This is a genomic window from Haliscomenobacter sp., assembly GCF_033763495.1.
GTDB lineage: Bacteria > Bacteroidota > Bacteroidia > Chitinophagales > Saprospiraceae > Haliscomenobacter.
The window spans coordinates 20,371-32,029 of sequence record NZ_JANRKL010000034.1; the positions used below are offsets into that span (position 1 = coordinate 20,371).

Below are 11,659 nucleotides of genomic sequence, written 5' to 3' on the forward strand. Positions count from 1 at the left end.
AAACGATGAACGAAATTTTGGATATCTTGAAATCTCCCTGGCACTGGTCGGTTGCTGGTGTACTCGTGGGGTTGACTGTTCCCGCACTCTTGCTGCTGGGCAACAAACACTTTGGCATTTCGGCCAATCTGCGCCATGCTTGCGCGGCTTGTATGCCTGCCAATATTCCTTTTTTCAAGTACGATTGGCGCAAAGAGCGCTGGAATTTTTTCTTCATTGCCGGAACCGTACTGGGTGCCTTTTTGGTCGCTCAATTTTTGCAAAACCCGAATGAAGTGAAGGTTCACCCCGAACTGGCCGCAAGCCTTGCCGAGGCAGGGATCACGGACTATTCACAATTGGTACCTACCCAATTGTTCAATTTTAGCACCTTATTCAGCCTGAAAGGGGTGTTGTTTCTGGTGCTGGGTGGTTTTATGGTCGGTTTTGGCTCCCGCTATGCAGGCGGCTGCACCAGCGGACATGCCATCAGTGGCTTAAGCAATTTGCAGTGGCCTTCCCTGGTTGCAACCATTTTTTTTATGGTAGGCGGCTTCATCTCTGCCAATTTGTTGGTTCCCTTTTTACTCCACCTCTAAATAGTATACAACATGGAAAATGTCAAAATACAAAATGATGCCACTGCCACTTTGAGCGATTACGAAAAGCGTTCATTGGACACTATGTGTGTCAATGACAGTGAAAAACAGGAAAGTAGCTTTGGGCTACTCAAATATGCCTTGGTGGGGATGATTTTTGGAGCTGTTTTTGTCAAAGCGGAGATCATTTCCTGGTTTCGCATACAGGAAATGTTCCGGTTACAGTCTTTCCACATGTATGGCGTGATCGGCACGGCGGTAGTGGTGGGTGCCATTTCGGTTTGGATCATCAAACGCTTCAACATCAAAGCCTGGACAGGTGAAGCGATTGAATTTCACGATAAAAAATTCAACAAAGGCCAGATCATTGGCGGTACGATATTTGGGCTGGGCTGGGCACTTACGGGTGCTTGTCCTGGGCCACTTTTTGCTCAAATAGGAACGGGTGCATTGGTTGTCGGAATTACCCTGCTCAGCGCGATCGCGGGCACATGGGTTTATGGTTACTTGAGAGAAAAACTACCGCATTAGTTTGGGTTCTACACATTTGATGTGATTCTATAGGTCTTTACCTGTGTGTGAATAATGGCAGCGATGTGCGGTAGCATCGCTGCTTTTTTTGTGCAAAAAAAAAACGGAGTTATGTGATTTTCATTACTGATTCCCTCCCCATCACCCAGCTATCTTTGAATCATCATTTGAACAACACCAAAATTTGACCACAATGAGCTTTTTTCAATCTTTATTTGGAACGGCTACCAGCAAATATCAAAATGTAAAAGCCGGGGAGTTTATGCAAATTGCTGAAAACACCCCCGATGCCGTTCTCATCGATGTACGTACACCTGCTGAGTTCAACGGAGGGAAACTACCTGGTGCCAAAAACATCGACATCTTTTCCAAAGATTTCCTCAACCAGATCGATAAACTGGACAAAGACAAGACCTACCTCTTGTACTGTCGCAGTGGCAACCGGAGCGGACAAGCCTGCAACATCATGGCGGGACGTGGCTTCACCAAACTATACAATATGGCTGGTGGCGTAATGAGCATGTAAAAGTTGGAATCATGCTGATCTCTTTGATTATTCTCTCGATAAAATATTTTCGCAATGGAAACGCAAAGCGCAATGCCTAGAATTGGTGATCTCGCTCCCGATTTTGAAACCGTAACGACTACGGGCAAAATGAAATTTTCGGATTTCAACAAAGATAGCTGGGTAGTATTTTTTTCACACCCTGCCGACTTCACTCCGGTTTGTACGACGGAAATGATGGGCTTTAGCAAAGAGCACGATTTTTTTCGCCAGCACAACGCGAAACTTCTGGGTTTGAGCATTGATAGCATCCATGCGCACATGGGCTGGGTGAACAACGTCAAACAAAATACTGGAGTACTGTTTGACTTCCCCATCATTGCAGACATAGACATGTCGGTGTCCAAATTGTATGGCATGTTGCAACCCGGTGAAAGTGAAACTGCAGCGGTACGCGCTGTCTTTTTCATTGATCCAAAAGGGAAAATCCGCCTCATCATGTACTACCCACTCAATGTAGGTCGCAACATGGCCGAAATCAAACGGGTATTGGTAGCGCTTCAAACCTCCGACGAGCACAAAGTGGCAATGCCACTAGATTGGGAACCTGGCGATAAAGTAATCGTTCCAGCACCAAAAACCTTGGCAGAATTGGCTGAACGTGAAAATAGTGATTTGGAGAAAATGGACTTTTATCTGGCAAAAAGAGCTTTGTAGAAACTCGTATTTTCTGTGATTTAGGTGTGGCTCAAAGATGTTTTTCGTCTTTGGGCCAATTTTATATGAATACATGAACATTTATTCATGTTTTTTAAAAAATAGTATTAAATTTGTCGAAAGCCTGTTTCAAGCTATAAAAGACAAGCAAGAAAGGAGGTTTGGAATAGGTTCTATTGCTTTTTGTGCAAACTCAATCAACCTTTAACACTCGGGTTATGGAAAACCAACACCATCAGATCGTCGTCGTCGGAGGCGGAAATGCCGGAATTTCAGTTGCCGCTCAATTGTTGAGAAAAAACAGCAAACTGGACATTGCCATTGTTGATCCGGCAGACAAACATTATTATCAGCCTGCCTGGACATTGGTGGGCTCAGGTGTTTTTGACATCAAAGCCACTGAGCGCAACGAAGCGGATGTGATTCCTTCCCAGGCCAAGTGGATCAAGGAAAAAGTGCTATCCTTTCAGCCTGAACAAAATGCGGTTACCCTCGGCAATGGCACCCAATTGAGCTACGACTATATGGTGGTCGCACCGGGTATCCAACTCAACTGGAGTGAGGTCAAAGGTTTGCCGGAGACCCTGGGAAAGAACAACGTCTGTAGCAACTACAGCTTCCAGTCTGCGCCTTACACTTTTGAATGCATCAAAAACTTCAAGGGAGGCAAGGCCATTTTTCACAACCCGCATACTCCGGTGAAATGTGGTGGTGCCCCGCACAAAATCATGTACATGGCTGCCGATTACTGGCGCAAACATAGTATGTTGGACAAAGCCGATATTCACTACTGGAGTGGGGCCGCCAAACTTTTTGCCGTAGCGAAATACGAAAACACCCTTTTGGAAGTGTGCAAAAGAGCCGATATCAAACTCCATTTTATGGAAAAACTGGTAGAGATTGATGGGCCAAACAAACGTGCCAAGTTCATCGGTATTGGAGAAGGCAACAAAGATGTAGAAAACTGGGTGGAATTTGACATGATCCATGTTACCCCCCCACAATCTGCGCCAGACTTCATCAAACAAAGCCCTCTGGCTAGTGCTGCTGGGTGGGTAGATGTAGACAAAAACACCTTGCAGCACCTGCGTTTCAGCAATATATTTGGCATTGGTGATGCTTCTTCTTTGCCTACCTCAAAAACCGGAGCAGCCATCCGCAAACAAGCACCAGTACTGGTCGCCAACCTGATCGCGGCAATGGCTCAACAGCCATTAAGTGCTGAATACACTGGTTATACCTCCTGCCCCTTGGTTACAGGGTATGGTAAATTGGTATTGGCCGAGTTCGACTACAACAACCAACCCATGGAGACTTTTCCAGTGGATCAGTCTAAGGAGCGTTGGTCGATGTATCAACTCAAAAGGCGTATACTCCCTTGGTTGTACTGGAACCAAATCTTGACAGGTAAGGCTTAAATAATTTTGCCGAGCATGAAGCTGCGCCCCAATGCCAAAATTGTTTATTTTGCACACAAGGCTCTATTGGCACCAACGCAGGGGCGCAGCTTTACACTAGATAATGGCAAAATCTTACTGGAATACGATCAATCCTTACCCAAACTGGTTCAAACAGGTCAACCGCCGGACGCTGAGAGCCGATTTTATGGCTGGGTTAACGGGGTCCATTATTGTATTGCCACAGGGTTTGGCCTTTGCCATGATTGCGGGTTTGCCTCCAGTTTATGGCTTGTATACGGCGATTATTCCGCCAATTATTGCCGGGCTCTTTGGTTCTTCCCTCCACATGGTATCGGGGCCTACTACGGCCAATTCACTGGTTGTTTTTGCAGCTTTGAGCCAACTTGCAGTGCCGGGAACCAATGAATATGTGACTCTGGCTTTTTCGATTACCCTCTTTGTAGGCATCATTCAATTGGGTTTTGGACTGGCCCGCCTGGGTATTTTTGTCAACTTTGTTTCTAGTACAGTCATCACTGCTTTTTCAACGGGGGCGGCGCTGTTGATCATGATCAGCCAGTTGAAAAATATTTCGGGCGTAAGCATTAAAAATGGCCTGAATGCTTTTGAAGTCGTTTACGTTTTTTTTGAAAAAATCCACGAGTTCAATTTTCAGGTGTTTTCGGTGGCCGTGATCAGTTTTTGTAGTGCGGTAGCGCTCAAATTGTGGAAGCCCAAATGGCCCAATCTGATTGGTGGCTTGGTCATGGGGAGCTTGTGCGCTGTGGCGTTTGGGGGGGAGAAAATAGGTATTCGTTTTGTTGCGAGCATCGATCATGCAATTCCCCCTTTGAGTTGGCCCAGTTTTTCGGTATCCGAATTTTCAACCCTGTTCCCCAGCGCCTTTGCAGTAGCCATGATTGGACTCATTTCGGCCATTGCCATTGGAAAGAACATCGGGAGCCAGTCTGGGCAACGGATTGACAGCAACCGGGAGTTTGTGGGGCAGGGTTTGTCAAATATTGTGGGGAGCTTTTTTTCAGCCTACGCCAGTTCCGGGTCTTTTACCCGTTCGGGGGTCAATTACCAGGCGGGGGCTCGTACGCCCCTTTCAGCCGTGTTTGCATCCTTGATTTTGCTGGTGATTTTGCTGTTTATTTCGCCCTTGGCCAGTTATTTGCCCATTGCCGGGATGGGCGGAATCATTCTATTGGTATCGATTAATTTGATAGAGGTAGATGAGATCAAACGCATCTTTCGGGCCAGCAGCCTGGAAGCGAGTGTTTTTGTGATCACCTTTATTGCCACTCTTTTATTTTCGCTGGAATACGCCATATTCCTGGGCATCATGGTGTCGCTGGCCTTCTTTTTGTACAAGGTGTCTACGCCACACATTGCTACGATGGCCCCTGATCCTACCAAACCGGACAACAGTCTTACTTATATCAAGCGCAAACCGGAATTGCGGGAGTGTTCCCAAATCAAAATTATCCGCCTGGATGGGGCCCTTTTTTACGGCGCAGTGGATCATATCTCGGATTTTTTTGATCAGGTACGGGAGGGTAAACACAAATATTGCCTCATTTTGTGCGAAGGAGTGAATTTTATTGGTTTATCGGGCGCGCATTGGTTGTACGAAGAAGCCGAACGTTGGAAAGCGAGAGAGGGAGGGCTGTATTTGTCCAACCTCAAAATGGTAGCACAGGATGTTTTGATCCATAGTGGATTTAAGGCTTTGATTGGTGAAAATCACTTTTTTATTGCCAAAAAAGACGCCATTGAATACATCTATAGCCTGATTCCGGAGGAGGCTTGCCGAACTTGTGAAAAGCGGGTTTTCCGGGAATGTCGGGTGAAAGCGGAAGCAGCGGAATTGTAGAGACGCACGGCGAGCGTCTTCTTGTTCTTTATGAATAAATAATAATCTTCATGTCAAATTATCCAATAACCAGCTTTTGCAAAAGGAGAAAAAGTTTTTTTAACCCAAAAAATGAATTTAATAGTCAATTTGACCTAAATTGAAATCAAAAAAAGTCAATGCCTTAATTTTAATGGTAATTTCTGGTTTAATTCTCTCAACCTACAAAGCATTTCAACAATGGCAACAATGACCGCAACCCGCAGTGAATTCCTCATTGCCAAGGAAGAACAATATGGTGCACACAATTATCACCCACTGGAGGCCGTCATCGAACGGGGCCGGGGTGTACACGTGTGGGATGTTGAAGGCAAACAGTATTACGATTTTCTTTCGGCATATTCGGCGGTCAACCAGGGGCATTGCCACCCACGGATCATCGAGGCCCTGACCACCCAGGCGCAAAAACTTACGCTGATCTCGCGGGCTTTTTACAATTCCGAATTGGGCCCTTACGAAGAATACATCACCCAATTGTTTGGCTACGATAAGGTGCTGCCCATGAACACCGGGGTGGAGGCGGTGGAAACCGCACTCAAACTCTGCCGCAAATGGGCTTACCAGGTAAAAGGTGTACCCGCCAACCAGGCCAAAATCCTCTTTGCCACCGGGAACTTCCACGGTAGAACCCTTTCGGTGATTTCTGGCTCGACCGACCCCTCCAGCCGCGGTGGTTTTGGTCCTTACATGCCCGGCTGGGAAATGGTGGAGTACAATGACCTGGCTGCCTTGGAGGCTGCACTGGAAGACCCCAATGTAGCAGGCTTGCTGATTGAACCCATTCAAGGGGAAGCGGGAGTTGTAGTGCCTGAACCAGGTTATTTATCTTCAGCTTTCCGCATGTGCCGGGAAAAACAGGTTTTATTCATTGGTGATGAAATCCAAACGGGGATTGCGCGCACCGGGAAAATGTTGGCACTGGATCATTACGGCATCAAGCCGGATATCCTGATTTTGGGCAAGGCGCTTTCGGGGGGGGTATTGCCCGTATCGGCAGTATTGGCCAACGATGAGGTTATGTTGTGCATCCGCCCGGGTGAGCATGGCTCCACATATGGCGGTAATCCCCTGGCATGTGCAGTGGCTCGTGAAGCATTGCAAGTAGTGTTGGATGAAAAGCTGGCCGACAACGCTCAACAGCTCGGCGAAATGTTTCGGGGAGCACTGAATGAGCTACGGAAAGAGACGGATCTGCTCACCCTCGTGCGCGGTAAGGGTTTATTGAATGCGATTGTGATCAATACCGATGAAGATTCGGATTTGGCCTGGAAGATTTGTTTGCAATTCCGGGATAGGGGTTTGCTGGCTAAACCAACGCATGGCAACAAAATTCGCTTGGCACCACCCTTGGTGATCACAGAGGAGCAGTTGTGGGATTGTGTGGGGATTATCCGGGATACACTGGTTAGCTTCTAAGGTGTGTCTTTAGTGCCTTTAGTTTCTTAGGTGGTGAAATAAATACCTTGCTCCGCAAGGCTTTTTCTTTTTCACCACCTAAGAAACTAAAGGCACCGAAGAGGCACCTTAGTATTAGTGGATATGCCCCGCCTGCTGCGAAATCTCCAGCATCCGGTCGATACACACCCGCCCTTGCTCGATTACCCAATCCGGCAATACAATTTCAGGCGTTTCGTGCTTCATACAGAGGTAGAGTTTCTCCAGGGTGTTGAGGCGCATGTGTGGGCATTCGTTGCAGGCGCAATTGTTTTCGGGTGGTGCCGGGATAAAAATTTTGTCTGGCGATGCCTTTTGCATCTGGTGCAGAATCCCTGCCTCGGTAGCTACGATGAATACTTTACTGGGGCTTTTGATGGTATACTTCAACAAGCCGGTGGTGGAGCCAATATAGTCCGCCATCTTTAGCAGTCGGTCTTCACATTCAGGGTGGGCGATGAATTCCGCTTCGGGGTACTCACGCATCAGCTTATTGATTTTTTCCTGTGAAAAAATCTCGTGCACCATACAGGCACCATCCCAGAGCACCATATCGCGGCCCGTTTTTTTGATCAGGTAGGCACCCAGATTCTTGTCGGGAGCAAAAACGATTTTTTGATCCTTGGGGATGCTGTTGATGATGTCGATGGCATTGGTGGAGGTGCAGCAGATGTCGGTCAGGGTTTTGAGTTCGGCTGAACAGTTCACGTAACTTACCACCACGTGGTCGGGGTATTTTTCCAAAAATTTCTTGAACAAGGGGGCTGGTGCCGAATCGGCCAGGGAGCAACCCGCCTTTAGATCAGGCAACAATACTTTCTTTTGTGGTGAAAGCATTTTGGCGGTTTCTGCCATGAAGTGTACCCCGGCAAAGACAATGATGTCTGCATCGGTATTGGCCGCCTCTCGCGAAAGTCCCAGGCTGTCTCCGATGTAGTCGGCAATGTCCTGGATGTCGGACTCCTGGTAATAATGTGCCAGGATGATGGCATTTTTTTCTTTTTTGAGGCGGTTGATTTCCTCAAAAAGATCCAAAGTAGGGTCTATCTCCAGGTCGAGGTAGCCTTTTTTCGTTAGGTTTTGTTGGGCAACTGCAATGGCGTCCATAATCGCGAATTGAAAAGGATTTTGTAGTCTTTAGATGTTATTCTAACGCAAAGGTAACGAAAAAAGTTTTAGACTTATTTTAGAAATTAAACTAAGTAGATAAAAATTGCTTTTTTCGGGATTAGTTTCTATCTTGACTCCACAAATTAAAAACATGACCGCAACAAGTTTGCAATATCAAGCTACTCATCCTGATCTATTGATTGGCACCTATACCGTTGCTGAGTATTTGGAAATAGAGCGCAGCAGTGGGGAGCGTCATGAGTTTTACAATGGAAAAATAATTCGTATGGCGGGAGGTAGTGTGGATCACAACCGTATTTCAAAAAACATTGTACAGTACTTGGGCAATGAGTTGGATAAAAAAGAAGGTTTGGAATTGTTTGGCAGCGATCAAAAGGTTTACCTTCCGAAGCTAAATGTATACCTGTATCCTGATGCCATTGTGGTTACTCAAACACCAATTATGGCTGAAAATATCGCACAGGCAATTGTAAACCCCTTATTGGTTGTTGAAGTACTCTCCCCTTCTACAGAAGATTACGACCGCAAGGATAAATTTATGAAATACCGTACCCTGGAATCCTTTAAGGAATACGTCATTATTCAGCAAAACAGCGCAGAAATTTTAACCTTGTTCCGCAGCGAGCCGCATATTTGGGAAGAACAGGAGTTTGCAGGTTTAAGTACTTCCGTTTATTTCAAATCTATTGATGTACATTTACCTTTAGCCTTGATTTACAAGAACGTAGAACTGTGATTTCTGAAAGTCACAACAGGGTGATTTTCACATCAACCCTTCTTCCGCGAAATCGTATCTTTCTTTGTCTTTTTCAGCAAAGTATCCAGCTTCACATTCTTCCGCTTGCCCTCAAACAAAGGCTTGAGTTGAATGGTATCCGGTCCTTGGATTTCCGGTGCCTTTTCATCTGGCTTGATGGGTTTGGGGGGACGAGCGAGGGTGTCCCGATCAAAATAGGCTTCGGCAATGACCAGTGAATCCACAATTTTGGTAGCCTGTCGGAAAGCTTCTTCCCGGCAGGCATCAATTTTACTCTTGCGGTAGGCTGCGATTTTGCGTTGCAACTCCCCATCCATCAAGGCCTGGATTTCGTCGTCAGTGTATTCCTTTTTGGAAAGGCAGGCTGAGAAAAGAAGCGCTAAGCCCAACGAAATTCCAAGTTTACCGATGTAATATTTTTTATCTGAATTCCTTTTCATCGTGCATACCTTTTTCTCAAGTCTTCTTCTTCTTTGCGGCGCACCTGAAGCATGGAATCCACCAAATGCTGGATGTTTGCCTTTTGGTTAGAATTGCATAAACTATCCATTTCAGCCGACAACCCACCTTGGTTGATGGCACGCAGGTACAAAGTGTCCACCTGATCACGTTGGGCGGTGGTCAATCGGAGGGGCGGCTTTTCCCCGCAGGAAAAAGCCCAAAAGCTCAATAGCAGAAAAACCAAAGCTGGCACTAAGCCTTTTTTATCCATAATGCACAAAATATCAACAAATTAAGGTCTCGATAGGTAAATACTTTATCTCGACAAATCGATCACTTTTCTCCGCAATTCAAAGTTTTGGCCCAGGTATACCTTGCGCACCATTTCATCTGCCGCCAATTCTTCGGCAGTACCTGCTTTGAGGATGTTGCCTTCAAACATCAGGTAAGCCCGATCGGTGATCGAGAGGGTTTCCTGCACGTTGTGGTCGGTGATCAAGATGCCGATGTTTTTGGTTTTGAGCTTGGCTACGATGTATTGGATGTCTTCCACGGCAATGGGGTCGATTCCGGCAAAAGGTTCGTCCAGCAGAATAAAAGTAGGGTCGGTAGCCAGAGCTCGGGCAATTTCAGTCCGGCGGCGCTCTCCACCCGAAAGAGTATCCCCACGGCTTTTGCGCACCTTATGCAGGTTGAACTCGTCGATGAGTTCTTCCAGTTTGTTTTTTTGCTCAGCTTTGGAGAGTGAAGTCATTTCCAAAACAGCTTTAACGTTGTCCTCCACCGTAAGTTTGCGGAATACGGAAGGCTCCTGCGGCAAATAACCAATCCCTTTTTGGGCGCGTTTGTACATGGGCAAGGTGGTAATTTCCTCGTCATTGAGAAATACCTTGCCTTCATTTGGCTGAATAAAACCAACTACCATGTAGAAGGTTGTGGTTTTTCCGGCACCATTTGGCCCCAGCAATCCTACTATTTCACCCTGATTGACGTTGACCGAAACACCTTTTACCACATGGCGTCGACCGTATACTTTAATGAGATTATCGCTGCGAAGAATCATAATTGCTTTTGGTTCATAGACCCTCTAAAGGCCTGATTTGTGCCTAATCAACATAAATTACCTTGCGCAAAAAGCGGAAACCAAGAGAAAGCTCAAAAGCCAGGTTGGTGCTTCTACGCTGGGGTAAGGTGATGTTGCCTCGGGGGGCCCAGGGGTTTGGGTTGATGATGTTTTCCAGTGGTGGCTGGTCGTATTGATAGGAAAAATCGGGATTGACCGTAAATTCAAGCAATACCCCAACCAGGTCATCAAAAGGAACATGGATACCGCCACCTACGGTAATGCCATAGTTGATCTTGCGTACAAATTCAGGAATCGGGTAGTAGATGGTAAAAATATCGTACTCATTGGGAATCCGTGGACCCAGCAAAGTATTGATGGTGTATTCACCCCGCAATCCAAAAAGGTAGTACAACTTTTTATCCCCTAAATCCAGATCAAGGTGCTGTTTGGCACCCACTGTCAAGGAAGCATTACGGTATTCAAAGGAAATTTGTTGTGCAGGAACCGTAAAAATAGTGCCTCCAGAACCCGTGACTGCACTGCGGGGGGTACGAATGGCGCTGCCTTTGATGTGATAGCCCGCCTGAGCGAACAAAGAAAAACGGGTGTCTTCAGCCAGCGACTCAATAAAAGCGATGCCGTGGTAGCGCAGCAACATGTCGCGGTCAAAATTATTGTCCCAACGCTGGCGGCTGGCAGTTATACCGCCCTTGATGCCAAAGGCCGAGCCCTGAGCCAGGATGATGCCCACTGAGCCACAAAAAAACAAGGTAATAAATAAGGAGCGCATAGCTGTTACTTTAAGAAGGTGATGCAGTCCAAAGGTGCAAAGCTTGAAAAGAATTCGAACTTTAGGCCAAAAGCTTATCTTCCAACAAAGGTGAGGAATTGGCTTGGATTGTGCAAGAGTTCCGCTGAATTCAACAAAATCAAGCTTTTGAACGCAGGCATTAGCCGCAATGCGTAGGATGGGTATTTAAAAAATTACCTGAAAAACTTTGTTTATCAATATAGTTCTACGTTACTTTGCGGGTGCATTAATAAATCAATAAAGCTTTCTAACATGTCAAGCATTGCAGAAAAAGTAACCAAAATCATCGTTGAGAAGCTGGGAATTACGGATTCAGAAGTTACCCCTGAAGCGAGCTTCACAACCGATTTGGGTGCGGACTCTCTGGACA

14 protein-coding genes are annotated in these 11,659 nt (G+C 46.3%); 9 read left to right on the top strand and 5 right to left on the bottom strand.

Features of this window, described 5'->3' with window-relative positions; translation table 11 throughout:
• The first annotated feature begins 14 nt into the window (after nt 1-14).
• From SFV55_RS03360 to rocD, 7 genes are all read left to right on the top strand, one after another.
• Nucleotides 15-578 (top strand): YeeE/YedE family protein, encoded by a 564-nt coding sequence (locus SFV55_RS03360; RefSeq protein ID WP_413776685.1) that lies wholly within the window; start codon nt 15-17, stop codon nt 576-578.
• A 12-nt stretch (nt 579-590) separates the two neighbouring features.
• Entirely contained in the window at nt 591-1,109 is a 519-nt protein-coding gene (locus SFV55_RS03365) for a YeeE/YedE family protein (RefSeq protein ID WP_320028047.1), read from the top strand.
• A 193-nt stretch (nt 1,110-1,302) separates the two neighbouring features.
• The gene (locus SFV55_RS03370) at nt 1,303-1,635 is read left to right on the top strand and encodes a rhodanese-like domain-containing protein (RefSeq protein ID WP_320028048.1); all 333 of its coding nucleotides are present in this window, start codon (nt 1,303-1,305) and stop codon (nt 1,633-1,635) included.
• Nucleotides 1,636-1,689: 54 nt separating this feature from the next.
• Complete coding sequence (locus SFV55_RS03375) at nt 1,690-2,331, top strand: peroxiredoxin (protein ID WP_320028049.1); 642 nt, start codon at nt 1,690-1,692, stop codon at nt 2,329-2,331.
• A 218-nt stretch (nt 2,332-2,549) separates the two neighbouring features.
• Nucleotides 2,550-3,749, top strand: a complete 1,200-nt coding sequence (locus SFV55_RS03380; protein WP_320028050.1) for an FAD/NAD(P)-binding oxidoreductase — start codon at nt 2,550-2,552, stop codon at nt 3,747-3,749.
• A gap of 103 nt (nt 3,750-3,852) precedes the next feature.
• Entirely contained in the window at nt 3,853-5,610 is a 1,758-nt protein-coding gene (locus tag SFV55_RS03385; protein ID WP_320028051.1) for a SulP family inorganic anion transporter, read from the top strand.
• A 219-nt stretch (nt 5,611-5,829) separates the two neighbouring features.
• Nucleotides 5,830-7,065 carry an ornithine--oxo-acid transaminase gene (gene rocD, locus SFV55_RS03390; RefSeq protein ID WP_320028052.1) on the top strand — a complete coding sequence of 412 codons (1,236 nt, stop codon included), beginning with the start codon at nt 5,830-5,832 and terminating at the stop codon, nt 7,063-7,065.
• Between the two features lie 114 nt (nt 7,066-7,179).
• Here the strand turns inward: rocD and nadA are convergent, their stop codons facing one another.
• Nucleotides 7,180-8,190 carry a quinolinate synthase NadA gene (gene nadA, locus SFV55_RS03395; protein ID WP_320028053.1) on the bottom strand — a complete coding sequence of 337 codons (1,011 nt, stop codon included), beginning with the start codon at nt 8,188-8,190 and terminating at the stop codon, nt 7,180-7,182.
• Between the two features lie 154 nt (nt 8,191-8,344).
• On the opposite strand from nadA, the gene SFV55_RS03400 reads away from it, so the two are divergent.
• Nucleotides 8,345-8,950: a Uma2 family endonuclease gene (locus tag SFV55_RS03400; protein ID WP_320028054.1), complete on the top strand. Its 606-nt coding sequence runs from the start codon at nt 8,345-8,347 to the stop codon at nt 8,948-8,950.
• 32 nt (nt 8,951-8,982) lie between these two features.
• On the opposite strand, the gene SFV55_RS03405 is transcribed toward SFV55_RS03400, so the two are convergent.
• From SFV55_RS03405 to SFV55_RS03420, 4 genes are all read right to left on the bottom strand, one after another.
• Entirely contained in the window at nt 8,983-9,411 is a 429-nt protein-coding gene (locus SFV55_RS03405) for a hypothetical protein (RefSeq protein ID WP_320028055.1), read from the bottom strand.
• On the bottom strand, nt 9,408-9,665 hold the full coding sequence (locus SFV55_RS03410) for a hypothetical protein (protein WP_320028056.1): 258 nt from the start codon (nt 9,663-9,665) through the stop codon (nt 9,408-9,410). The genes SFV55_RS03405 and SFV55_RS03410 overlap by 4 nt, the downstream gene beginning before the upstream one ends.
• 63 nt (nt 9,666-9,728) lie before the next feature.
• Entirely contained in the window at nt 9,729-10,475 is a 747-nt protein-coding gene (gene lptB, locus SFV55_RS03415) for an LPS export ABC transporter ATP-binding protein (protein ID WP_320028057.1), read from the bottom strand.
• Nucleotides 10,476-10,518: 43 nt separating this feature from the next.
• Nucleotides 10,519-11,268 carry a hypothetical protein gene (locus SFV55_RS03420; RefSeq protein ID WP_320028058.1) on the bottom strand — a complete coding sequence of 250 codons (750 nt, stop codon included), beginning with the start codon at nt 11,266-11,268 and terminating at the stop codon, nt 10,519-10,521.
• Between the two features lie 273 nt (nt 11,269-11,541).
• On the opposite strand from SFV55_RS03420, the gene SFV55_RS03425 reads away from it, so the two are divergent.
• On the top strand, nt 11,542-11,659 hold a 118-nt coding region (locus SFV55_RS03425; protein WP_320028059.1), incomplete at its 3' end, for an acyl carrier protein.